The sequence below is a fragment of the Clostridioides sp. LIBA-7678 genome (genome assembly GCF_056716065.1).
In genome coordinates this window covers 1533803-1557478 of the sequence record NZ_CP196987.1, presented here as the reverse complement: position 1 = coordinate 1557478, position 23676 = coordinate 1533803, and the positions used below count along the sequence as shown (strand labels likewise).

The following is a 23676-nucleotide window of genomic DNA, read 5'->3' as shown; positions in this document are numbered from 1 at the left end:
ATCTCCACCTCACTTATATCATATCTATTAAATTATTTGCTATTGAAATTCCTTTTATTCTTTGTCCATTCACTTCTGTTTCTAAATTATTCTGTTTTTCTGATAATGTATTATAATTTCTTGCTAGTTGATTTAATGCTTCCTCTACATTGTCACTTTCAAATAAGTTATCTGTATCTTTTATAGTTGTTTTCTCTGCTGTTGTTTCTATACTATCTACACTAGTTTTTACCTCATTTAATGCACCAACTATATTTGTTTTCTCTGTTGTTTGAAGTAGTGTTGTATCTCCTATTTTTCCATTTAACTCTGTCTTAGCAGTTTCTATGTTGCTTGTTAACTCTGTTTTGGTTGTATCTATTTTAGTGTCTAACTTATTGATATTTGTTAATATTTTTTCTTCATCTTTTTTAGTTAAAAATATCGCAGTTGGGTCAACAACTAAGGTCACTTTCTCTACATTAGATACCTCTATGATAAACTTCAAATACAAATCTTTCATAGCTCCATTGCCAACTTTTGGCTTATATGTTTCAGGACTTTTACAAATTGCAATCATATCGCCTTCATTATCTATAAGAGCCATTTCTCTAACTGTAAATCCACCTATTGAACCAGGTACACATGCTGTTGCAATAATCCAATTAGGATTATTTTCATCCTTGTCAAAAGCATTTATATTCCCTTCCCAAACTTTATTTTTTAATGCTATTTGGTCTTCTGTTGGATTGTAATAGCTTCCTCCTCCATCACCTGCTTGAATCTTCTCTAGTACTACTGATTTACCTAGCATTCCTGCATTAGCAATCTTAGCTTTACCTATATTTGTAAGTATAGTGTAAAATTGTTCATCAGCCATTTATACCACCTCCTTTTGGATATACTGTTAATATTTCTGAACTCATGTTATGAGCTAATGCAAACTTAGCTTTGACATTAGCTTTTACTTCTTTACTTGAATAAGGATATACTGTTATTTCTTCACCCATAATTGTTGTTTGTGCAAAATAAGTTTTACTTTTTAATAAAGATACTAACTTATAACTTACAGATAAATGAGAAGGTTTTATAACATTTACTCTCTTATATAAATCTTCTAAATCTCTAGGAAAACCTTGAGTACTAGTTAATTCAACTCCAAAAGTATATGGAGATATGTTTTCATTTATTTTTATATTTGCACCTGTATAAGATTGAAGTATCATAGACATTCTTTTAGGTGTCATAATATATTTGCTTTGGAGCTTAGCAATGACTTTTCTTCTTCTAGTTTCTATAGCTTCATCTAGATTAGTAGCTAAACCTACTCTATTTTCCCAAAAACTTAAACCCCATGTTGCAATTTGAGGAAATAATTGTAATTCTATTTCTTTATTTAATAACTCTAAATTATCAAATTCGCTTCCTATAGCTTCATATAAGCTTTGCATTATGATAGATTGTTCATATATTGGTGACAATGTAAGAAGCATTTCTCTACCTTTTTTAGAAGCTATCATCCAACCACCTCGTTAACTATTTCCCCTACTCCGACCACTTGGTCCTGCAATTTTATATTTTCTTTTACATCATTTATAGTAAGATTAGAAAAGTCCTGTATACCTTCGTCTGTCAACATCATAGAACCTACTATTGCTTGTATCGCATTGTATGAGACTGTTCCACCTAAATCAATCTTATCTAAATATTTGTCTATCTTAGTTTTTAGATTGTTTAATACTGTTTCTTCACTAAAACTGTTACTAAATATAAAACTAGCTTTTACATTAATAAGTAATGTTTCGGGTGTTACAACTGTTACTAAAGCCCCGATAGGAGCTTTCCCGTCTCTATTTTCTCCTTCTGATACATTTAATGGATATATATATTCTTGAACTTTATCTATCAATTCTTGTGTTGCTGCTTTTCTATTTTTATCTAGTATTAATACTTTTACTGTCCCCGCTCCATTCCATTCGGGAACTACATAGGCATATCCAACTCCAGCTACTTCTTTAGCCCAACGAATATAATCTGAATTAGCTCCACTAAGTTTGTCTTCTTGTTCTGCTACAAGAACTCTTTCTCTAAAATGTTCTTCATCTTCAATATCTGTTCCGCCTTTGAAATCTTCTTTATTATTAACAGATTTAATCCCATTAATAGAACCTAATAAAACAGATATACTGCCTTTAGATACATTTCCTATAGTTCCAGTTTCTCTACATTCTGCTTTAATATCTACTGTTTCATTTTCTCCTATAGTTTTAGTTTCAAGAAGCTCAAACTCTATGCTCTGTTTTTCATCTGTAGCAATCGTTGTAACAATAGTTCCTTTTGTAATGATAGTTCCTTGCACACCTGTAAATGTAACCATACCAACTGATTTAGTTGGTTGATTTTTAAATACTCCCTTACATTCTCCTAACCACTCTAGATAAGTTCCATAAGATGTCTGAGGAAATGCAATCTTTAAATTATTTTGTAGTCCTAGTTGTTTTAACTGTGCAGATTCTTCTGCTGTAGGTCTTGTTGCATCATAAATAAAGTCCCCTTCTAGTGTGCTCACATCTTGAAAGTTGCTTAACATTCTTTCATGTATAGTGTCTTCATCTTCTGTCAAAAATACTGGTATAGGTAGTTCTCTTTCCATATAATCACCTACCTTTTTATGTTTCCATCTATAGTTATATTTTCATCATCTATTGTTAGTACATCAAATTCATAATTAACAAGCCTACTATTTTCAAGCCAATTGAATATAAAATTACTCACTTCTTTTGTATATGGATGAACTAAAATAGTTTCTTTTATTAACCTAGATATTTCAAGCTCTTTAGCACTTTGGGATAGGTTACTAGCAATTAAATCTTTTATTTCACTTCCATATACACTAGAATAAGCTGACCGTTTGTATCTAGGTGTTAATATAGCTTTTTGACACCATTGTTTGTATGCCTCTACCTTGTTACATCTTTTTAATGTTCCATCTGCATTTTTAACAAATTCACCTTTTATAAAGTCAAATAAAAAAGAACCCTTTAGGTTCAATTCATTTTCATTATTATTTTTTAATTCTACAGTTTCAAAAGTTTCATTTTGTGGAAATAGGTTTGGCATTTACAACCCTCCCAATTACTACAAATTCAGCCCCCATAATAGCTACTAATACATTATCTCCTATATCTAGTGGCTTTAATTCTTTTGGAGTTTCTATTTTATGTTTATGTCTATATTCTCCACTTAAAGCCTCATCTGAAAAAGTAAAATAATCTTCTTTTAAGGTTAAATTCTCTAATACTAAATAATCTTGTATTTCATCTTTATAACCATTCACCTTAAGACCATTTGTTGTTATTTCTGCAAGCTCACAACCCATTCCAAAGATTCCATCATTAACACTTTTATTCATTTTTTCTTTTAATATTCTAGCAACTCCATTGAATCTAGCATCAGTCATTGTTATAAAATTTCCTCCTTATATAATCTAAAGTTCCTATATTGAGCTTCATTTTTGGTGTAGAGTCTAATGTATGAGTGACATCTATAACATAGTATTCTCTTCCTTTTAAAGATACCTTGTCACCTGCTCTTATTCTGTTTATGTCTACTGCACAATCTACACTTATTGTTTCTTCGCCCGAATTAAACATTGCTTCTGCTGCTTTCTTAGCTTCTTTTGCATTAGTTATCTTTTCATCTTGTTTAATCTTTTGTAGTGTTCCATATTTGTCTGAGTCCTTCTTATATGTGCCAATGATAGGTGCTTTTGTATTCTCATCTTTACTCTTACCTAACACTTTTACACTTGTTACTGCATCATTAAAACTACTTGTAAAGTTTGCATCTTCTAATATACTATCTAATTTATATACATTTGCATTAGTTCCAAGCTTAAATAATTTCAATTTATTATCCATTCTTACTCTAAATAAATCTCCACCTTTTGTTGCTGTTTCCTTTAAATCTTTTTTAATCATATCTAGTATGTTAGCCTTATGTATTACTTTAGCAAGTTTCTTTCCTGTGTTAGCTAGATTGTAGTAAGGTATATTCCATTGTTTACAGTAATATTCAATCCTCTGTGTTGCTGTATTTTCTTTAAAACTATATTGTTCTTCTGATTCTTCCATATATACTGTTCTTTCTCTACAAGACAATGTTAGTTTCTTGCTCTTTTCACTTCTTCTAGTTTCCCATATGACTCCATTGAAGATTGTTTCTTCTTTTTTACTCTCATATGCAATGTCAATTAGAATTATTTTATCACCTTTTTTAATATTTATATCTTGCAAAGCTTTAGTTTCTATTAAGGATACATCCATTTTATATGCAACTCCATCTATAGCTTCACTTAATGTTATTCCCTCATTAAAATTTGCAATATCATATTTTCCATTTAGTATTATTTTCATTTAGAAGGTATCACCAACTTTTGACCTTTTTTAATTATATTTGGATTTTTACCAATAACTTTTTTATTTTCGGGTATATTGTAAATCTCTGGCCACCTTGAACCCTTACCTAGAAATTTCTTTGCAATACTCCATAAAGTGTCTTTAGATGTAACTGTATATATTTTAGATTTAGTTTGAGTATTAGGTCTATTGTCTTTTAAATCTGTTTTAGTATTACTTTTAGTTTCTTTTTTTAATGTCTCTATCTTCAGTTCTCTGTAAGTTCTAAATGTTATCTCAATATCTCTATCTTCTTCTCTTCCTGCTATTTGAATATTGCTAAAACTAGATACTGTAACTAATCCATTGTAACCAAAACCAGTTATAATAAGTCTTAGAGGTTCGGCTTGGTCTACCCATTTTTCAAGCATTGCAACTATTTCAATTGGATTTTTTAACTCACTGTATCTACAATAAGAAGCATCATATAAGTTTGGTAAGAAGGTTTTGAATGATATTTCTCTTATCTTCTCTCCTTCTTTTTTAATGTCAAATTCACCTAGATTTACTATATCAACAGTTTCAAATCTTTTTTCTTTTTTAATAGATAAAGAATCTTGTGGGTTAACTGGAAAATGGAAATCTATTTTTTCTTTTTCATTTTTTAGGTATATGTCTATTACCAAGCTATCACCTCACTTAATTAATTGCATATTAAAAACACCAACTAATTAGTAGGTGTTTTTATATTTATTTTAATTTTTTTATTTAATTTTCTCTTTTAAAGTTACAAAATCACTATACCAAGCACCTGCTTCGTTACAATTTTTTTCATATTTCTCATAATATTTGTATTCATTTTTGTCTAAATATTTTATTCCATTTTTACACGCATCTTTTACCACGAAAAATGCTAATTGCAAGTTTTGTATAGCTTTATATTCATTTGATTCAGTGCTATATTTATCTTTTAAATCACCTAGCTCTTGCCAACATTTTGATGCTACATCTCTCCCTGTCGAAAAGGTTTTTTGTAGCTCAAGTGCATTATTTGAAGCTGATGTTTCTTCTATACTCGCAGGAATCATTAAATATATATTTTCATATGTTTCTAGCTTTTTCACAAGTTCATCTTTTTTAGTTTGTTCTGCTTGAGCTTGTTTTTCAGCATTTTCACTATTTTGTTTTTCTTGTGCTAATTTTATAGCTTCTCCATCTTTTTTTTGTTGCTCCGTTTGAACTTTCTCTTCTTCTTGTTTTTTAGTTTCTTCTTCCACTTTCTTTCCATCATCTTCTTTTTCTTTACTAGAAACTTGATTTACTTGAGCAGGATTTTCATCACTTATATCATCTGTAAAATAAACATACCTAACGCAACTCAATGTTAATAATGCTAAAAAACATCCTAAAACTATCTTACCCTTACTCTTATTTCTGATAGCTTTCATCAATAATTCAATTGCAAAAGCAGCCAATGCAATCGGTAAAAACCATATTGCTATAATACCTATAATAACTTTCAACAAAATATTTAGGCTTTTAAATTTCTGCCACATAAAATTTCCCCCTCATAATTTTACATATTTTAACAATATTATATCATTTATGAGAAGGATTTTTTTAACAATAATTCGACATTATCCAATGTCTTGTAATGCTTCTCTTAGCTCATTTTCTACTTGAGACAATATTTCCTGTATCATTTCTTCTTTATTATTACTATTTTGAACATTAATAGATATCCCACCTAAATTTATAGTGTTGCTAGAAGAATTAACACTATTTGGTGTAGCTTCTTTATATTCTTTATTATCTGTATCTAAAACATTTGTGAAAGGAAATTGTTTAACATTATTTACAACATTGGAATAGCTTCCTCCAATTTTTTGTGATGGAGTTGAGCTTAAACCTAACATTTTGCCTGTCTGCTCATACAGACCTATCGCTCGATTTCTTCTAGCATTTGATAAAGGAATAACCATTTCGGGACCTGCTTCTCCACAAATACTTGGTTTACTTGCAACACCGCCCTCAGCAAAATGGTCTAGTATATTGCTTAGTATTCCGCCTCCTTCATTTACTGTCCTTTTGACAGTTGTTTGAGTAGTCTTAACATTAAAAGATGCAGAGATTGGTGCTGAAACTGTTGCTCTTACACTATTCCAATAACTAACAACTTGGCTTGACATAGCACTAACTTGACTTACTACAGAACTGCACATAGAAGAAATGGCACTTATTGCTGAACTGCTTAAGCTTGTAAAAGACGTCCTAGCTCCATTATACATACTACTACATGCAACCCTTACATTTGATGCTAACATATTAAAAGAAGTTGTAGCACCATTGTATAGGCTACTTCCAGCTTCTTTTCCAACTTGAGCTAATTGGCTAAAGCTTTGCTTAGCTCCATTATACATATTTGTAGCTCCTTGCTGAACTGTTGCAGTAGCTTGGTTGAATGCTGTGTCTATACCATTTGTAAGATTGCTATTATCAATTTGAGGAGTTGCACTATTTACAGCATTTGTTACTCCATTTTGTGTAGCTATAGCTATTTCATTACTTTTTTGCTGTACAACTGGCACTCCTGCCTGTACTCCATTTACTACACTATCGGTCAAATCTGTACCTAATTGTTGTCCTGCTTGTTGTACGGCTGGATTACCTTGAGTTAGAGCATCAGCCACTTGCTGATTTGCTTGCTGTGCAGTTTGAGAAGCTGAACCTTGTATTTGTGAAGATGCTTGAGCAAAGATACTCCTTACAGTTTCTAGAGTCTTTGGTCCTTCTATCCCTAAATTATTCAAATTTTCAAGAACTTTACTGGCTTGTGTTTCTATTGGAGTGCTAAAATCTACATTAGCAAATACTTGACCCATATTTCCATCCATTTTCCCTAGAGCTGCTTGCATCTGTGGTCCTATTTGATTAATGGTACCAAGCATACTGCTTATTGCTCCATTCATACCGTCTTGATTAAAACCAATTTTAAACGAATTAAATGTATCACTCAAACCTTGCTTTAGGTTTGTAGTATCTAGTGCAGTAGAAGCTTGTGAAAAAATAGTTCTTAATGTGTCTATAGCTTGTGTTCCTTCCAATCCTAGACTATTTAGATTCTGTAATACTTTAGTTTTCTGTGTATCTATAGAAGAATTAAAGTCCACTCCATTAAAAATCTCACTTGCTTTCCCACCTAATCCTTTTAGAGTTTCTAGAGCCTGTGGTCCTGTTGTTTTCAAAGAGTTCAGCATTCCTGTTACTCCATCTTTCAACCCACCTACATTTGTTCCTTCCTTGAAAGCATTAAAAGCATCACTCATACCTTGTTTTAAATTATTAGAAGAATCTGCACTATATTTACTTATAAAACTTAAGGTTTCTTGTATGCTACTTCTATATTCTTGAGCACTCAATTTACCTGCCTTGAAAGCATCATCTAAATTTTTAGTGATTTTGCTAACTTTATCGCTAGGTTTCATATCTGCTGTCACACCCGACAATATTATTGCCATATTATCATTCAATCCTCTCATCATAGTAAGAGATTGGTCATCTAAACCTTTCAATCCATTCGTTAATGCTCTAGCTATATCACTAGATTTCTTCTCTGTTACATTTTTAGATTGGTCAAAAGCTGTTGAGAAAGCTTTAGTAACACCTTGTAACTCCTTTGAAGTTGATTTTTTTAATAGAGCTGTTGCGTTAGAAGTCTCTGAATTTATATCTGATAATGCTTCTTTTGTATTTGTTTTAATCTCTGCTGTAGTTTTTCCAAAAAGATTTTTTAATGCTGAAGCTTTTTCATCCCAACTCTTATCTGATAAAAGAATACCTATTCCTTTGCCTATCCCTCCAAGCATTATAAGTAGATTTCCTAGCGTAAGCTTTATAACTCCACCTACAGTTTCCATTATTGTAGTTACATATTCACCAAAAGAACCAAATCTAGTCTGCAAATCCATCATAGCAGTTTTATTATTAGAAATAGCAACAGTCATTCCTGCAAAAGCTATAACTACAGCTCCTATCCCAACTGTTAATGCGAAGGCAGCTAATTTAGCTGTACCAAAAGTACTTGCAAGTAAACTTAAACTTTTAATAGCTCCTCCAAAAGCAAAGGTGGCTTTAAGTACCATAACAGAGGCTATAACAGAACCAATTGCAGGTAATAACACTTGTATTCTTGCTTTTATCTTATCAAAATTATTTACAAATTTTTCTACAACTCCAACTATAGCATCCCCAATTTGTGGCATTTTCTTAATTAAATCTTCTACAAATTGGCGAGTCATAGGACCTAATTTACTTCCCACACTTATCCTTACATCATCAATAGCACTTTTTAAAAGTGTAAATTGTCCCGACAGAGTATCAAGTTTCATGTCAGCTATCCTCTTAGCTTCTCCTTCACTTTCTGCAATAGCTGTTGTTAATTTATTAAAGTCACTTTCACTAGCATTTACAACTGCCGCCCAACCTGCCATTGCTGTACGACCAAATATAGAAGATATTGCAACACCTTTTTCAACATCTTCTAATCCTCCTAATTTTTCTCTTAAACTTCCTATCGTTCCTGCTAAATCTAAACTTCCATCTTTATTTTTCTTTAATTCTATTCCATATTTTTTAATTGCAGAAGCTGCTTCTGCTGGTGGCTTTATTAATCTAACTAGACCTCCTCTTAGCGAAGTACCTGCCATGCTTCCCTTGACACTTGCACTCAATTTGTTATGTATAAGCTCTTTATCTTATACTCTCCTAGTTTCCTAAGAGTATCGGACTATATCTTCATCTTCAACTTTACTTGCTAAGATGTTCGGCACTCGTGTTGGTATTATTGTTTGCTATACTCAACCATTAGTCTCTACACCTTCTAAGCTACTTTTATTAGCTTCACTTAGCTTGGTTCGGAATTAGCATATTTTTTAAACTTAGCTTTTCCCGAGTTCACCGAATATTTTTTACTTAAATTTCTTTAAGCTGACCAATTATTTAGCCATTAGACCTGTTGCAAGAGATAAATCTTTCATAGATACTCCTAATGCTCCACCCATGGAACCTACATATTTAAATGTCTCCAATTTTGTTATACACTAAGCTCTTTATCTTAGCTTCTATATATTTCTATATAGTTCAGACTATATCTTTATCAAATTTTTTAAAATTTGATAGCTACTGTTCGTGGACATTTCAACATATAAAAATACTTTTACTTAGCATACTTTGTCTAGTCGTTACACGTTCTAGTCGTTTCCGAACTAGCTTCGCTCGGTATTCCCATATTAAAAAATTAACTTAGGGTTCACCGAATTAAATAGCTTTTACATGGGCAATCCATTCACCCATCAACTCAACACTTGTATTAGAATTAGTTATTGTTGCCGCCATTACGTCGACAAATTCGGTAGTATCATTTGCAGTTAGTCCCAATGCAGTTAAACCATCCGTCACTATATCCATTTTGTTATACACTAAGCTCTTTATCTTAGCTTCTATATATTTCTATATAGTTCAGACTATTTCATCACCCTCGACTTTACGTTAGAGTGTGGGATTTCGTGGATTTTCATCATATCCATATAAGGACTTAGATTACTAATCTAGTCGTTAAGCCTTTTACCTATTTCTAAATAAAGTGGCAATAGATTACCATATATAAATTTATACTTAGGCTTCCCTATTTTAACCCCATATTTTTTACTATAGATTTCTCTATAGCTGTCCAATATACTTTAGACGTTAGTGCCAAATCTGTTCCTCCTGCTGCTGCCAAGTTAAGAACGTCAGGTATTGCTTTTATCATTTGCTCAGACTTCCATCCTGCCATACCCATATAATAAAAAGCATCTCCTGCATCTTTTGCCGTAAAGCTAGTGTCTCTCCCTAATTGTCTAGCTTTTGCAGTTAAAGCTTCTAACTCTTTTCCTGTTGCTCCACTTACTGCTTGTGCATTCTTCATACTTTGTTCAAAAGTTGCAAATCCTTTTACAGCACTCCCAACACCAATTCCTCCAATTAAAGCTCCTGCGGCAGCCGTCAACTGAGCGAATTTACTAATAGCTCCACTCACAAAAGAATTTATTTTTCCTGTAATTCCTCCAAGTGCCGAACTAGCTTCATCTCGAATTTTGACTGCTGCTTCATATCTCTTACTCACAAATTCTTGTAATTTATTTTTAGTTCGAGAAATAGTGTTTATAGCTTCATCAGCTTGAGACTTTATTTTTATAATAGTATCAGCTTTTAAGTTCTGCATCTTAGCTTTCACTTTATCTATTATAGAGCTAGACTCATCTTGTCCTCTAATTATCACAGGAGGTACAGGCTTAGCAACTTCTTTTATCTTGTTATTAACTTTGTTAACAGTAGAACTTGCGTTATCTGTAGCTTTTAATCTTGCTATTACTGTCTTTCTAGCTTTATTAACATTACTATTAACTTTATTAACTGTAGAACTCGCATTATCTTTAGCCTTTATTGTTGCGGTTACTGTTCTTCTAGCTTTATTCATGTTGCCATTTATTTTATTTATGGTGTTAGAAGCTCTATCATTTATTCTAATAGCTGGGTTAGCTTTTATTTTATTAAGCTTTTGCATCCGTTTTTCAGTACGTTCAGCTATTTTTTCAGCAGCACTCAGCTTGTTTTTAGTTTCTGCATCCCCTTTTACACCAATAACGACATCAATATGATACATCTCTTTTTTGGCTATTTCTCTCACCTCACTTTCTATTTAGATTTGTTTGCTTTTTCTTCTAATTCAATTTCATAATTGACAAATCCTAATATTAGTTTTTGTACTAGCTTATCTTTTTTAACAAATTCATCAGGTAGAATCCTAGTTTTTACAAATACATTAAATAAACTAGTTACAATTCCACCATGCTTAATTAGTTTTTTATTTCAATTTCCTCTAATACCTCATCATATCTAGATAATTTTAAGATTTCATCTGCAATAGCTTGTAATTCACCTGCTAAGAAAAGTCTTTTTAGTGCTTCTCTTGCATTAGAATATTTATTTTCCTCCAAAAACCTTTTATTATTAAAATTAGGTTTTGTAATTCCTCTTTCTAATAACATTAGGTTCATTAAATCATCATCTACTTTTTCTTCTGTAAGTCCATTCTTCAATTTTCTTGTTTTAGTACATTTTTTTCTTATGTTTGTTATTTCTTTTTCTGTAAAAGCTTTTATAGTAATTGGTATTTTTACTCTATCGATTTTAAGTATTCTTGTAGGTGGTTCAATTACTTTTGTTAATCTTCTAAAAATTTCATCATCAGCTAAATTAAGCAATATTTCATTTTCTTTAGCTTCATCTGACTCGTCATCATCCTCCTCAAAATCGTCTTCTATTTCTTCATCTATAATATAATCCTCGTTTTCTATTTCTTCAGCAACGACATTATTTTCTTTTATTACTTCCTCGTTTTCTAATTCTCTTTTATCCATATCTAACATATTCTTTCCTCCAATATTTTTTATTTTAATAAAAAAGCTACAAACAAAGTTAATTGTTTATAGCTTCATGTGTAGTATTATTTTAAAGTTCATCTAATAATTCATATCCTCTAAATGAACCTTCTAACTCCTCTTTTACATCTTCACCTGCTTTTGAATTTATAACAGGTATTTTTTTAAGTCTACAGTTTTTTAACCTTATTCTTTCATAACCAAAAGTTTCAGTATTTCTTAATTCGTAAATTATCTCAAAAGTTTTAAAGCCAAGTTTTAATATATTTGAATTAACCTTAAATCTAGTTAAAGAAAAAGAGCCTTTTTTTGTTCCACCTCTTGAAATCTCGTCTTCACACCCTAATAACTTTACACTTTGCTCGTCTTGTTCATAGTCTGCTTTTATTTCTTCTGCATACATTTCTTCTTCGCCATCTATAATTATTCTTACATTAGAACCATTCAAAAAATTTGCTTCTTCTATATAATCATCATTATATTTGCTCATCTTTTACACCTCCCTTATCCTAAATAACCAGTTCCATAAATTTTCTTCATTACATCAACCTTAATAGCATCCCATTTCCAATAGAACTCATCTGCTTTGGCAGTTGCTTGAAGCTCTGTATCTATATCAACATTAAACTCTGATATAATACCTTGTGACATTAATTCTTCAAAATATTTCTTTAATGCACATATAACAGTTGTCTGCCCTGTCGCATCATTAAATATTTTCCCTACAAACTCTTTTCTTTTCAATGAAGTATCTTTATTTATAGTGTTAATAAACATAATATTAGATATATATCCCATAGCTTCATTCTTATCATCTACATACTTTTTAAATGTATTTACATCATCAACTATAATCACGTCTCCATCATCAAAATCAAGTATTAATGTTCCCGACTTTAAACACTCTTTAACTTCTGATTGACTTAATCGTGGTTCTACTTCTTCAAATATAGTCTTAGCATTACATATACTACCTGTTATGCCTTTGCTTACTGCTAATGCTCCTATATAAACAGCTACTTCACTAGGTGTATATTTTATTTCTTCATAATAGGCTGAGCTTCCAACGTTAATTATATTTTCATCATTAAAACTTTTTGATTTATCATTAATCTGTTTTATATTATCCTCTTTTTTCCCACCTAAAAATAATAATATATCTTTTCCTAATTCTTTATTCTTAGCCACCCAAGCCTTTGTAGTTTCCTGCAAAGCTTCGTCAGCCACACCATCAAGTGTAAAGCCATCAAAGCTATATCTTTCAAATTCTTCCAATGCTTTTAAATAAGACTCATTTGTTATAGATGTGCAACCATCATTTCCACCCTCAAGTGCTACATTCACTAAGTTTGCTAATGTTGTATCACTATCAGCTACTTTAGTTGCAATTACATACTCATTATCTAAATTTGAGTTTATTTCTAGTACTATTTCATCTATAGTACCTTTGACTGAACTAGAAAATAGTTGTTTAGTTCCTTCAAAGAAAATAAAATCCTTTTTATCTGAATCCACTAAATTGGATTTTATTGTTACATTAAAATTTCTGCTAGTTGGATACTTAGTTTCTAGCTTAATTACATCTTTTGCAGTATTTTCTGTAGTATCTTTAAGTATTAATGTACCATTTTTTTGGTTTCCATCTACGAGCCTATACAACAATAGTTCCTTTACATTCCCTAATAAAGCTAGTTTTCCTAGTTTGAAAGCTGAATAACTCATATCATCACCAAATAGAGTTTTAAGCTGTTTTAAGTCATTTTTTACTGTTATTACCTTCCCTACATCTCCCCAATTAGCCTTAATAGGCATTGCTAATCTACCCTTTAAGCCTGTATTTGTAGATTTCTCTGCTTGTGTTTTAAAGCGATTATAAAAGCCAGGTATTTCTTTTTTTTCTTTTTCATTCCATGTTCCTGTTGCCATTTTTACTTCACCTCTCTTTCTAAGAAATCTTTTATTAATTTCTCAAACTCTACTTTTGTAAGTTCTTCTTTCTTACAATTAAATAAAGCACCTGCCACTACTTCTTTCTTGTAGCCAAGTGCTTCACTATTTTTTAAGAAATCATTTTTCAAATATTTTTCTTCTTGCTTACTTACACTAATCTTTTTATTAATTGTTTCAGCCAACCCTTGCACCTCCTATCTTAAGTTTCCATTACTATAAATCTCATTCATAATAGGTCCTTCTCTTTTTATCTTACCTATCATTTTAAATACTACAGTTAATTGACCACTAGAAAACATATCTGACTCTCTATCCTCAACTACACTAGCAACAGTTAGATACATATTTTTATCTTCTCTAAGTCTTACTCTCTTATCTATTATCAAGCGTATTTCTAATGCTTCAAGAAGCTTAACTATTTCATCTTTATTTTTACTTACCACGTGACATTTCATAGTTTTAGTAATCTCAATCAGATGATAGTTAATCCTTTTGTTTTCAACATTTGTAGTTCGCCACAAACAGCATGGTGCTATAAAATTTTTCTTCCAATTATCCTTGTAACTCTCGATTTCTAATAAATCTTTTGTGTACTTAGATAAAGCTTCAACCCATCTATCACTAGTTATATCCTCTTTATCATCTAAAGCTATTACACTAAATTTCAGACACCTTATTATAGCTTCCCATTCTTCATCTATAACATCTTGACCAACTGCACCCTCATAAATACAAGTAAATACCTCATTAGAAGTATCATCTGTTATAGTTTTAAAATCTAAAGTCTCTATAACTTCTTTTGTAAGTTCATCCAGTTTATTAAATGTAGTCCTTTTCTCATATAACCAAATATTTATGGTCCTTCTAAAACCTATAACATCACCTTCATTGTCAGCATCTTCACCTTGGACAATTACAATATAAGGTTTTATAGTCTTTTTATTAGGGACAGATGGTTCATAACAATCTTTTAATCTTGGTATGTTCTCAATTAAGACTTTTCTTATTCCTGCTCTCATATTATTTACTCCAATGTCCTTCTATTAATTTCCCTATTTTAGTAATATTCTTGCTGACCGTAGATTCTAAAGAATGAGTGGGTTTAGTTCCAGGATGCTGGACCTTCATAACAGGATGTGAAGCTCCATTCCAAAATAAAGCTTTAGCATTCTTTGGTTTTATAACATGAGGTGCTGAACCTTCCTCTAAAACAGTTCCATAGTCAACTCCATGCCCTAATCTAACAATGTATTGATTTCCTCCACCTAGACTAGTTCCTGTTATACCTTGTCTTGCATTCCCTGTCCTATCAGTCCATTTTGCACTATTCTTAGCTTCTCCTTCTAACATAAAAGCTATATTCATACATAAAAGTGGCATTGTAGCCTTTTTCCTATCAATTTCATTTATAGCCTTAGTAAACACACTCATAATAAATCACCTCTAATCTAGCTTTTCAAGACCACATATATAACCACAAACCTGTTCCTCAACTACAATAGGATTTACATAGTTTAATTTCATAGTACCTTCAATACATTTAAATGTTATATCATTTTCAGTATTTAATTTTAAACCAGCTTCTTTATCTGCAACCATACCAAAATTTTTATTTTTATAAGCTGTACCAATAGTTTCACTATTTATTACTGTATCATTAGTTTTTTCGGGATATATAACTACTGTTAGTTCTTTTATTTCATTTGTAATCTCAATAGCTCCATCCACTATTTGTTTAATTTCCTGCTCTATAGTTATTGTTTGAGGATTTAAAGCTATCCCTCGATTAACAGTTTTTATTATCTTATCAGCTCTTAGTTTTCTCATTGACCATCAACTCTTGTCATAGATGTTTTATATCCTGTGTTAGTTGTTTCATTCTTTGATTTTTCTTCTAAATAATCAGTTTTATATATCTCTGCTAATGACAACCAGTACGAACTATTACTACTTTTAGTTTCTATAGGACCTATTTTAATACAATCATCTGTAGCACCTTTGAGTAAACAACCTCTCCATGAAGCTTTTAAAACATTATTCTCATTAGATTCTAATAACATCACAAGTTGTTCATCTGTAAAATAAGGATACTCTTCTTCTTGCAAATTGAGTTTTAATTTATCTAAATCAGTAATAGACATATCTACTCACCATCTTTATTAAGAAGCTCATTATTATTCTTTTCCTCAGCTTCTCCTATTACTTCTATATAGCCCTTTTCTTCCATATATTCTTGGTCTGCTTTTCTAATCTCAAACACATCATCTATTTTGTAACATTCATTATCATATTTTAAGTAAACTAAAGCTTTTACTTGCATTAAATTATCTTTCTTTTTAGCCATAATTATCACCCCTTAATTATGCTACTGTAGCAAAGAAACATTCATCAGCACGTTCAAAGCTTGGCATACCTAATTGTGATACCTTAGTTTGAACTGTTACTGGGTCAATTAATCTCATTGTTGTTATAGCAATACCAGTTCTAACAACAGAACAATCTAATTTAGAACCATATACTTTGTCAGCTTCTTCTGGTGTTGTGCCATAATAAGTTTTTCCTAAATCTCCATCTGGAATAAAAGTTATTTTGTTGTCAGGGAAATAAGATTCCTCACTTTCATCTTCTAATTTATATGTTCCACTTACTATGGCAACAGATAAACCAACTTTATTTTTAAGATAATTTTTAATCATTTCATCAGTTAAGATAACTCTACCATCTTTGTCTATATCCAATTTAATAGCTTTGTTTTTAGCAAAATACCCAAAGGTTTTACTTGTCATTACCATTCGCTTAGGTAACGGCTTCCCTTCATCTCTCATTATTCTCATCCATCTTTGAATATCTCCTATAATATCTGCATCTGGATTATCCCATGTTGCACTTCCAGTTAGCACTTCTTTATGATTACTTGGAACTTCAAAGTCAAATACTAAATCTCCATCTTCTGATACTATATTTATTACTCCATCAGCTAGAGCTTGCATTCTCATTCTTTCCATTTGCATATCGCCACCATCTACAAGGGCTAAATAATTATCATATATTTGTGAAATTATCATTAATAATAGTTCTTTGTTTTGAGCTTTAGAAGCTAAAAGTAACTGTTGTCTATCTTCTTCATTTACAAGAACACTCTCTTTAAAAAATGGCATTCTCTTTGACTTAACTTCTATTTGAGCTTTTAATGCTCTTATTTTTACAGCAACATCAAAGGTACTTTGTTTTAACACTACTGGTTTTTTCTTCGCTCCCTTAATATATTTTAGGTCCATACCTATTTGCTTTTTTCTTGGAAACAAAGATTCGCCTATTAACATTTCTAGTGGTAACTTTTTTATATATTTAGCTATCTCCTTAGAGTCTATAAAGTCTTTCCAATCCATTTTAATTCCTCCTAATATTTATTTTATAAAAACATAATCATTTTCATTGCTTGTTTTGCTTCTTCTGGTATAACTGATGGTAAAGTCTTTTCATCTACAAATCCAAATATTAGTACTGGAATACTTTCATTCCCATTTGAATAAGTAAAATCTATATTTCTATATACTAGACCAAAAGCTTTATCATTTGTAACAGTTGTACCATCTACCAATTTTCCATCTTTTGATATTAATGTACCTGCTTTTAAAATTCTCTTTCCATCTACTACAGCTACATCAGTTTTTTTCATTTTAATATTTACATTTTGAAATAAATTTCCTGCAAATTTTAATATGGTTTTATTTTCCCCCATGTAAATCTCAGATTTTTCTATACTCATATATTTTCCTCCTATTCTTCTCCAAAGAATTTCTTTTGAGCTTCTATATTTTCACTTTTTACTTTAGAGTTAGCTAGCAACTCACCTATACTACTTATTTCGCTGTCATTATCAAGTAATGATATTGTTCCTCCTTCTAGTCCTCCAGTTCCTACATTTTCATCATCTCCTTTATTTTTTTCATTATTAAATAAATAAGAATCACTTTGTTGATAAGCTTTTATTTGTTCATCTAATCCAATGATTTTGCCATCTACAAAGTTGATATTTTCCTTATTTATTAATGCTGATAAAGCTTTTGCATTTTTAGGATTATAACTTTCAATAGCTCTTTCAAGAGCTGTATTGAATTTTAAAACCTCAATTTCTTTTTCTGCATTTTCTTTAATTTCTTTATTTGCATTTTTAAGACTTTCAATTTCATCTGATAGCTCTTTGTTATCTTTAACTTTTCCTTGCAAGTCATTTAATTGCTTATCTCTATCCCCTATTTGCTTTTTATACTCTTTAATCTCTTTATTAGCATTTTCTAACTCTGTCTTTTCAACATACTTAGAGTTTTTAATATTATCTAAAAGAAGCTTATTTTCTTTATCTTTAGATAATTTTTCATAAACTTTTTGTCCTTCTTCATCTCCAAGTAACTTTTTAAAATACTCTAACATTTAATTTCCTCCTAAAATTAAGCATAATAAAAGCACTCATTAATATTTAATTAATAAGTGCTCACTTTATTTTTGTATCAATTCCTTTAACTTTTCTTTATACTCAGCATAACTATTGTATTCATCATAGTTAAACCCAGGTGCGTTTTTACCATACTTCTCTTTATATAATCGTCTTAACTCTAACAATTTTTTATCTTTTCTCATTTCTTCAAGCAATCTAAATCCCTCCTAACAATTCATTAAATATTTTATCCAAATCATTTAAATGTTCTTTAATAAAACTATTTATTTCTTTATTATTTTGATACTTTAGTGTAAATAAATTAGCAAATATTTCTTTCTCTTTATTTCTGTTTTTACTCCAATATTTTTCGCTATGAGTTGCTAATAAATCCTCAAATTCATTATTAGATAATGCTCCTAATACGTCACTAATAAATTCGTTATTGTATAGCTCATTAGAATTAGTATATATACTTTGCAAGTTCTCAATATTCTTCATAACATATATAGAGCTATTTTCAATAGCTTTTTGGAACTTAATATTATTATAGCTCTTAATTTCTTTTATATCAATTCTATGCGCAAACTCATGAAGTAAAGCAGCTTCTTTATTATATGATTTAAATTCTTTAATATTTGGATTAATACCAACTAAATCAACCTTAGTATAATAAATAAAAGGTATTTTTTGACTATTATCAATTAGTATTTTGCTTGGTTGCACATACTTGTTAATATATTTTTGAACTTGTTTAGGTGCTTTCTTTGACTTATTCTTAATTGAATTAGTAAGGTTCTTTTTAATTCTATCATCTTTACTATTTGTAGCTATTTTATTCTTTTTATTTCTTTGTTTCTTAATGATTGGAGCACTATTATTTTGATGTGTTATTCCATCAAACCAACTATCAAGAATATCATTGTCTCCACCAGTTACCCAATCGTTCATCATTTTAGAAGCTTCATTTATTGGCACTACTACTTGAGTAGGATAACATAAACAATTAGGGTGTGGAATAGGATACTTTTCGGGCAGGAAAACTCCCTCACCTAGTCCAAAACGATTTTGTTCTGCATACTCGTCACATTCATCCTCTCCCCTCCACTTTACTTGTCTAATATAATGTTGAGAACTTAGGTTCCATTGTAACCCCGCGCAGAAAGGATTATTTATTGCATTTTGAACACTTGTTTCTACAAAAGCATGAGTTATAGAGGTTCTAGCAAGTCTTTGAGCTTGATAAGATATACTTTTATTCATTCCAACTTCTAACGTTTTAGCTTCTGTTTTTCTAACTGGATTAACATAATTATCTAAACTCTTTGCTAAGGTCTTTGCATTAGCACCTCTTGCAACATTAGCTTTTATTAATCTATCAATGTCTTTTCTATTTTTACTACTATATCCCCAAATCCTACTATTTAATGACCTTTTGTCTTTATAAAAATTACCTGTAATTAGTTTTTCCACTACACTAGTAGTTGTTTTTATACACATAACATCACATGCAAGATTTATAGATTTATTTGGGACTATTGATTGATAGTAATACATTTGCAATTCTTTAGCTATATTAGAAGCTTCTATCACACTTTTTTCTGCAACAGGTACTAATCTTTGGTTTAACTCATTAATATACCTCTCGATTGATTTATTTAGCTTTTTTAGGTATTTGGTACTTAGATTTAATTCTTTATTCTTAGCAATGTCATTTAAAATGATTTTACTGGCATCTTTATATACATTTAATATCTCTAATTGTATTTTTTTATCTAATAATAAAAGTTTTTTTCTAGCTTCAAGAACTTTCTTTGTATAAGTATTGTCCTTCATAACAACACCTCATTACTTGCCACTATTATCAGATTCATTGTTTAATTCTTCATCAATATTATCAATTTCTATTTCTGCGTCTTTTCTGAACTGGTCTTGCTCTACTGATTGTATCTTTTCATTATCTTCTAATACTTCATTAAATGCTTCCTCATAATCTTCATCATCACCAAATTCTTTTATATAATTTCTATGACTTCTAACATTATTGTTCACTTCTTCAAGTGCCAATCTCTTTGAATCTTCTTCATCTTCTGGAATAGGATAATTTTTATTTAATACAATAGAAAACATTAAATCATCCCAATCATGATTCCAATCATCATAACAATTAAATTTACTACATGCTTCAACGATTAGTCTTAACATACTTCTTATTGCAGGTTCCCAATCATTCCACTTTTCCGAACACCTTGCAATAAGTTCCGTATATAAATATTTCAAAGCTTTGGCACTAGGTATATTCTGTAATTGCTCTGGTCTAGGGATTGCAAGTTTTTCGTACATACTATCCTCAAGTCTTTTAAAAAAGGAGTCGACTGGGTCTGCATTTGAAAAACTACTCTCAACTCTATATGCTTGTGCTTGTTTTCCTTTTTCTGAACCTTCTTCAAGTGTTTTTAATGCCATTAAAGCATTTGGAGCAATCTTACAAGCATTAACTGTTTCTTCTGTCGCATCTACTACAACAGTTTGCCCAAACATCAGAAATTTTAAAGAGTCATTAAAATCTGATAATCTTTTATTATAAGTATCTTGTAATGGCTTTAAATCCTCAATATCACTAATACCTGTGATATTTGTAATACTTTGTTCATTAACAATTACCCAACATGGTATTTTAGAAAGCTTGGTATCACTTTCTTTTACTTCAATAGGTTTAGATAAATTATCACCTTTAAATTTTTCTACTCTTAAAAAACAACTTTCTTGGTTATTAACACTACTTTCTTTCATGTAATAAGTATATCTATACCATATTTGGTTCGCTGTTACTTCTTTTATGGTTGAAGCATCAAATCTAACAAATATAACAGATTTTAATTTTGTAATGTCATTACTATCAACTTGATATTTAAAATCATCTATAGAATGATAAAATAGCCTTATAGGTTGATTTGGTCCAGCTTCTAACCTTAATAAAACTCTTTTTGTTATAGTTGCTATCTTAAAAGCTTTTAGTGTGTTGCTCCAAAACTTGCTGGCATTTAATATTGAATCAGTATATTGCCTTAATTCCTCACATGCTTCTTTATGTTCTTTCTCATATGCTTTAAGTATTATAGTTGGCTCTTTTCCAAACATAAAACGAGCTTGTTTATTTATAAGTGGTTTTACCTTATTATCTATAATCTGAGAAGGTGTATAGTCTAAATTATCAAAAGTAATCCAACTTTGACCTAGAAAATCATCATCTAATAATCCCATTGTTTTATTTCTACATTCACCTAAATAAAACAAGAAATCTCTTTCTGCATGTTTTCTATCTTTTAATTCTTTTTCATCCAAATTAAGCAAGATATTTTTTATACTCACTAAAATACAGCCCCTCCCTTCTTATTATATTGATTTGGTATATTATTTTTCTTCAATCCTAAACCTTTATTGTAAATATCATTATTATATTTTAACTCCTTAATATCTGACACTTCATAACCATCAAGTGCATACCATATAGCACTAAATGTATGAGGGTCTATATTAAATTCATCATATATTAAGTTTCCATTTTTATCTGTAGCATATGTTAGGTTCTTTAACTCTTTTATTGTATGTTTACACTCACTTGAACAATAAATCTTTTTAAATCTCTTAACCTTCTTAGTGTTTTGTAGTCTACTTCCAGCATATTTCTTAGCACCAAATATATTAAAACCTTGTTGTCTAAAATATTTTATAGTTTTAGGTTCAGCGGCATCAGCTTTTATTAATTCTTGAGTATCTTTAAATTCTTTAATATCTTTAACAGTCACATCATCTGTAGTTTGATTCTTATAGTACTCCCAGTAAACATATAAATATTTATTTTCATGGTCTATAGCTAATCTTAAAAGTGCATTGTATGATTTTTCAAATCCAAAGTCGAATCCAACTTTATAATACCTTTGTGGTATGTTAGATATTTTATTTATAACTTCTTGATGCTCCATAACTTCAAACTGTGGTAATACTTTAGTTCCATTTATACCAAATCTTCCTTTTCTTGCTATTCTGTATAAGTCGTAGTCATATTCTTTCATTTCATCAAGTTGCTCTATATAACTTTCGGGCAGAAAAAAATTATCATCTGCAATTGAATGATGATAATATGTATTATTTTTTATTACTATTCTATTTTTATATAACACAGTATCATCTAATACAAACCTGTCTTTTTCTTCATCTCTAAAGAAATGTTTATAGGTCCAGTTATCTTCTCCGATTGGATTCGTTGAACAAATTATATGATTAGATAAACTAGGATGTCTCAAACGTCCTAAGAGTTCTTTAAAGCCAGTGTATTTAACTTCTGAACATTCTTCTAACCATATTATAGATACACCATTTATTGACTTTAATTTAGCTGGATTATCCATCCCTTTAAATATTATTTTACTTCCATTAGGAAAAATAACTCTCATAGGACTTGTTTTAAATGATAATATATCTCCTAAACCCATACTTTCTGCAACTTCTTCTAATAGAGAAAAACAACTATCTCTCATTGTGTCATATACTTCTCTTACCACTAAAGCTTTTCTTTTTTCTTCAAGAAGCTTAATGATTAATTTAGTTGCTACATGATAACTCTTTGAACTTCCATATCCTCCAACAAGAAAATAAAATTTGTAATCCCAATTGAATATAAAATCATAAAAGTGGTCATTTGATATAAATTTACTTTCCATTTTCTCCACTCGCTTTCATAACCTTTATAGTTATTTCCTTGTCTTTGTTCTCCTTATTTATTTTTTCTTTTTCAATTTTAAACTTCTCTATGTTTATTTTTAACATTTGTAATCTTTCAATATTCTTAGCTTTTTCTTTTTGTATCTTAGTTAGTTCAACTTCTAGCTTTTGTACTCTTTCAAATATAGAAACGGCTCTTGTGACAGTTTCCGTCTGTGTCTGTTCATTATCTTTAAGTAAATTACCTTGTATCTTCAAAGTCCTTTTGTCTATACTTTCTAGCGTGATTTTATCTACTTTTTCTTCATATTGCTTTATTCTTTTCATATGTCTGTGTTCTCTAACTGTAAGTAGGCTTATTTCTAATTCAAGTCTGTGTATTTCATCTTTATTTTCACTTTTTATTAATTCAATTTCTTCACCTGTTAGAGTACTAAAGAATATTTTTTCATATATACCATCTTTTAAAGCATTCTTATTATTCTTTTGCCCACCTTTTTTCTTTGTAGTACTACATTTATTTGTTTGTAGTACTACATTCCAGTTATCTCTACATTTCCAATTACTTATTGTTTTCTCATTTTCATTTAATAACTCTGCTATCTCTCTATTTGCAATATTTCCATTATGCTCTTTAAATATATTGAACGCTTTATCTCTATTTGGACTTCTAGCCTTTGCCACATCACCACCTCGGTATTCGTTT

At 30.2% G+C, this 23676-nt stretch carries 28 protein-coding genes; all 28 read right to left on the bottom strand.

Annotation, left to right across the window (positions count from 1 at the left end):
- Positions 1-13: 13 nt before the first annotated feature.
- On the bottom strand, positions 14-859 hold the full coding sequence (locus ACTG46_RS07635; protein WP_479923887.1) for a phage tail protein: 846 nt from the start codon (positions 857-859) through the stop codon (positions 14-16).
- Positions 852-1499 (bottom strand): YmfQ family protein, encoded by a 648-nt coding sequence (locus ACTG46_RS07630; protein ID WP_479923886.1) that lies wholly within the window; start codon positions 1497-1499, stop codon positions 852-854. Before ACTG46_RS07630 ends, ACTG46_RS07635 begins: the two co-directional genes overlap by 8 nt.
- Positions 1496-2632, bottom strand: coding sequence for a baseplate J/gp47 family protein (locus ACTG46_RS07625; RefSeq protein WP_479923885.1), 1137 nt, complete (start codon positions 2630-2632; stop codon positions 1496-1498). The genes ACTG46_RS07630 and ACTG46_RS07625 overlap by 4 nt, the downstream gene beginning before the upstream one ends.
- Before the next feature lie 8 nt (positions 2633-2640).
- The gene (locus ACTG46_RS07620; protein WP_479923884.1) at positions 2641-3099 is read right to left on the bottom strand and encodes a DUF2634 domain-containing protein; all 459 of its coding nucleotides are present in this window, start codon (positions 3097-3099) and stop codon (positions 2641-2643) included.
- The gene (locus tag ACTG46_RS07615) at positions 3074-3439 is read right to left on the bottom strand and encodes a hypothetical protein (protein WP_479923883.1); all 366 of its coding nucleotides are present in this window, start codon (positions 3437-3439) and stop codon (positions 3074-3076) included. The genes ACTG46_RS07620 and ACTG46_RS07615 overlap by 26 nt, the downstream gene beginning before the upstream one ends.
- Positions 3432-4394, bottom strand: coding sequence for an XkdQ/YqbQ family protein (locus tag ACTG46_RS07610; RefSeq protein WP_479923882.1), 963 nt, complete (start codon positions 4392-4394; stop codon positions 3432-3434). The genes ACTG46_RS07615 and ACTG46_RS07610 overlap by 8 nt, the downstream gene beginning before the upstream one ends.
- A complete protein-coding gene (locus tag ACTG46_RS07605) occupies positions 4391-5062 on the bottom strand; it encodes a LysM peptidoglycan-binding domain-containing protein (protein WP_479923881.1) in 672 nt (223 codons plus the stop codon). Before ACTG46_RS07605 ends, ACTG46_RS07610 begins: the two co-directional genes overlap by 4 nt.
- 78 nt (positions 5063-5140) lie before the next feature.
- Positions 5141-5932: a hypothetical protein gene (locus ACTG46_RS07600; RefSeq protein ID WP_479923880.1), complete on the bottom strand. Its 792-nt coding sequence runs from the start codon at positions 5930-5932 to the stop codon at positions 5141-5143.
- 81 nt (positions 5933-6013) lie between these two features.
- A complete protein-coding gene (locus ACTG46_RS07595) occupies positions 6014-9082 on the bottom strand; it encodes a phage tail tape measure protein (protein WP_479923879.1) in 3069 nt (1022 codons plus the stop codon).
- 610 nt (positions 9083-9692) lie between these two features.
- Positions 9693-9842, bottom strand: coding sequence for a phage tail tape measure, TP901 family domain protein (locus ACTG46_RS07590; RefSeq protein WP_021408342.1), 150 nt, complete (start codon positions 9840-9842; stop codon positions 9693-9695).
- A 217-nt stretch (positions 9843-10059) separates the two neighbouring features.
- Positions 10060-11103: a phage tail tape measure protein gene (locus ACTG46_RS07585; protein WP_479923878.1), complete on the bottom strand. Its 1044-nt coding sequence runs from the start codon at positions 11101-11103 to the stop codon at positions 10060-10062.
- A 169-nt stretch (positions 11104-11272) separates the two neighbouring features.
- Positions 11273-11845: a phage tail assembly chaperone gene (locus ACTG46_RS07580; RefSeq protein ID WP_231300614.1), complete on the bottom strand. Its 573-nt coding sequence runs from the start codon at positions 11843-11845 to the stop codon at positions 11273-11275.
- 82 nt (positions 11846-11927) lie between these two features.
- On the bottom strand, positions 11928-12347 hold the full coding sequence (locus tag ACTG46_RS07575; protein ID WP_479923877.1) for a phage tail tube protein: 420 nt from the start codon (positions 12345-12347) through the stop codon (positions 11928-11930).
- A 14-nt stretch (positions 12348-12361) separates the two neighbouring features.
- Positions 12362-13783 carry a phage tail sheath subtilisin-like domain-containing protein gene (locus ACTG46_RS07570; RefSeq protein WP_479923876.1) on the bottom strand — a complete coding sequence of 474 codons (1422 nt, stop codon included), beginning with the start codon at positions 13781-13783 and terminating at the stop codon, positions 12362-12364.
- A 2-nt stretch (positions 13784-13785) separates the two neighbouring features.
- The gene (locus ACTG46_RS07565) at positions 13786-13998 is read right to left on the bottom strand and encodes a YqzN/YkzM domain-containing protein (protein WP_479923875.1); all 213 of its coding nucleotides are present in this window, start codon (positions 13996-13998) and stop codon (positions 13786-13788) included.
- 3 nt (positions 13999-14001) lie between these two features.
- Entirely contained in the window at positions 14002-14826 is an 825-nt protein-coding gene (locus ACTG46_RS07560) for a hypothetical protein (protein ID WP_479923874.1), read from the bottom strand.
- 1 nt (position 14827) lies between these two features.
- A complete protein-coding gene (locus ACTG46_RS07555; protein ID WP_479923873.1) occupies positions 14828-15238 on the bottom strand; it encodes a hypothetical protein in 411 nt (136 codons plus the stop codon).
- Positions 15239-15250: 12 nt separating this feature from the next.
- Positions 15251-15634, bottom strand: a complete 384-nt coding sequence (locus tag ACTG46_RS07550; RefSeq protein ID WP_479923872.1) for a hypothetical protein — start codon at positions 15632-15634, stop codon at positions 15251-15253.
- The gene (locus tag ACTG46_RS07545; protein WP_479923871.1) at positions 15631-15948 is read right to left on the bottom strand and encodes a hypothetical protein; all 318 of its coding nucleotides are present in this window, start codon (positions 15946-15948) and stop codon (positions 15631-15633) included. Before ACTG46_RS07545 ends, ACTG46_RS07550 begins: the two co-directional genes overlap by 4 nt.
- A 2-nt stretch (positions 15949-15950) precedes the next feature.
- A complete protein-coding gene (locus ACTG46_RS07540) occupies positions 15951-16151 on the bottom strand; it encodes a DUF7210 family protein (RefSeq protein ID WP_479923870.1) in 201 nt (66 codons plus the stop codon).
- 16 nt (positions 16152-16167) lie between these two features.
- Complete coding sequence (locus tag ACTG46_RS07535; RefSeq protein ID WP_095915392.1) at positions 16168-17196, bottom strand: major capsid protein; 1029 nt, start codon at positions 17194-17196, stop codon at positions 16168-16170.
- A 23-nt stretch (positions 17197-17219) separates the two neighbouring features.
- Positions 17220-17576 (bottom strand): hypothetical protein, encoded by a 357-nt coding sequence (locus ACTG46_RS07530; protein ID WP_479923869.1) that lies wholly within the window; start codon positions 17574-17576, stop codon positions 17220-17222.
- An 11-nt stretch (positions 17577-17587) separates the two neighbouring features.
- Positions 17588-18241, bottom strand: coding sequence for a phage scaffolding protein (locus ACTG46_RS07525; RefSeq protein ID WP_479923868.1), 654 nt, complete (start codon positions 18239-18241; stop codon positions 17588-17590).
- Between the two features lie 66 nt (positions 18242-18307).
- Positions 18308-18460 (bottom strand): hypothetical protein, encoded by a 153-nt coding sequence (locus ACTG46_RS07520; RefSeq protein WP_021370617.1) that lies wholly within the window; start codon positions 18458-18460, stop codon positions 18308-18310.
- Position 18461: 1 nt separating this feature from the next.
- Complete coding sequence (locus ACTG46_RS07515; RefSeq protein WP_479923867.1) at positions 18462-20081, bottom strand: hypothetical protein; 1620 nt, start codon at positions 20079-20081, stop codon at positions 18462-18464.
- 12 nt (positions 20082-20093) lie between these two features.
- Positions 20094-21617 (bottom strand): phage portal protein, encoded by a 1524-nt coding sequence (locus ACTG46_RS07510; RefSeq protein WP_479923866.1) that lies wholly within the window; start codon positions 21615-21617, stop codon positions 20094-20096.
- A complete protein-coding gene (locus ACTG46_RS07505; RefSeq protein ID WP_479923865.1) occupies positions 21617-22969 on the bottom strand; it encodes a PBSX family phage terminase large subunit in 1353 nt (450 codons plus the stop codon). Before ACTG46_RS07505 ends, ACTG46_RS07510 begins: the two co-directional genes overlap by 1 nt.
- Complete coding sequence (terS, locus tag ACTG46_RS07500; protein WP_479923864.1) at positions 22959-23654, bottom strand: phage terminase small subunit; 696 nt, start codon at positions 23652-23654, stop codon at positions 22959-22961. The genes ACTG46_RS07505 and terS overlap by 11 nt, the downstream gene beginning before the upstream one ends.
- Positions 23655-23676 lie beyond the last annotated feature (22 nt).

Coding starts and splice junctions, on each gene's coding strand:
- ACTG46_RS07635 (WP_479923887.1), bottom strand. CDS start 859: ATGGCTGATGAACAATTTTACACTATACTTACAAATATAGGTAAAGCT.
- ACTG46_RS07630 (WP_479923886.1), bottom strand. CDS start 1,499: ATGATAGCTTCTAAAAAAGGTAGAGAAATGCTTCTTACATTGTCACCA.
- ACTG46_RS07625 (WP_479923885.1), bottom strand. CDS start 2,632: ATGGAAAGAGAACTACCTATACCAGTATTTTTGACAGAAGATGAAGAC.
- ACTG46_RS07620 (WP_479923884.1), bottom strand. CDS start 3,099: ATGCCAAACCTATTTCCACAAAATGAAACTTTTGAAACTGTAGAATTA.
- ACTG46_RS07615 (WP_479923883.1), bottom strand. CDS start 3,439: ATGACTGATGCTAGATTCAATGGAGTTGCTAGAATATTAAAAGAAAAA.
- ACTG46_RS07610 (WP_479923882.1), bottom strand. CDS start 4,394: ATGAAAATAATACTAAATGGAAAATATGATATTGCAAATTTTAATGAG.
- ACTG46_RS07600 (WP_479923880.1), bottom strand. CDS start 5,932: ATGTGGCAGAAATTTAAAAGCCTAAATATTTTGTTGAAAGTTATTATA.
- ACTG46_RS07595 (WP_479923879.1), bottom strand. CDS start 9,082: ATGGCAGGTACTTCGCTAAGAGGAGGTCTAGTTAGATTAATAAAGCCA.
- ACTG46_RS07590 (WP_021408342.1), bottom strand. CDS start 9,842: ATGGATATAGTGACGGATGGTTTAACTGCATTGGGACTAACTGCAAAT.
- ACTG46_RS07580 (WP_231300614.1), bottom strand. CDS start 11,845: ATGTTAGATATGGATAAAAGAGAATTAGAAAACGAGGAAGTAATAAAA.
- ACTG46_RS07575 (WP_479923877.1), bottom strand. CDS start 12,347: ATGAGCAAATATAATGATGATTATATAGAAGAAGCAAATTTTTTGAAT.
- ACTG46_RS07570 (WP_479923876.1), bottom strand. CDS start 13,783: ATGGCAACAGGAACATGGAATGAAAAAGAAAAAAAAGAAATACCTGGC.
- ACTG46_RS07560 (WP_479923874.1), bottom strand. CDS start 14,826: ATGAGAGCAGGAATAAGAAAAGTCTTAATTGAGAACATACCAAGATTA.
- ACTG46_RS07555 (WP_479923873.1), bottom strand. CDS start 15,238: ATGAGTGTGTTTACTAAGGCTATAAATGAAATTGATAGGAAAAAGGCT.
- ACTG46_RS07550 (WP_479923872.1), bottom strand. CDS start 15,634: ATGAGAAAACTAAGAGCTGATAAGATAATAAAAACTGTTAATCGAGGG.
- ACTG46_RS07545 (WP_479923871.1), bottom strand. CDS start 15,948: ATGTCTATTACTGATTTAGATAAATTAAAACTCAATTTGCAAGAAGAA.
- ACTG46_RS07540 (WP_479923870.1), bottom strand. CDS start 16,151: ATGGCTAAAAAGAAAGATAATTTAATGCAAGTAAAAGCTTTAGTTTAC.
- ACTG46_RS07535 (WP_095915392.1), bottom strand. CDS start 17,196: ATGGATTGGAAAGACTTTATAGACTCTAAGGAGATAGCTAAATATATA.
- ACTG46_RS07530 (WP_479923869.1), bottom strand. CDS start 17,576: ATGAGTATAGAAAAATCTGAGATTTACATGGGGGAAAATAAAACCATA.
- ACTG46_RS07525 (WP_479923868.1), bottom strand. CDS start 18,241: ATGTTAGAGTATTTTAAAAAGTTACTTGGAGATGAAGAAGGACAAAAA.
- ACTG46_RS07515 (WP_479923867.1), bottom strand. CDS start 20,081: ATGAAGGACAATACTTATACAAAGAAAGTTCTTGAAGCTAGAAAAAAA.
- ACTG46_RS07505 (WP_479923865.1), bottom strand. CDS start 22,969: ATGGAAAGTAAATTTATATCAAATGACCACTTTTATGATTTTATATTC.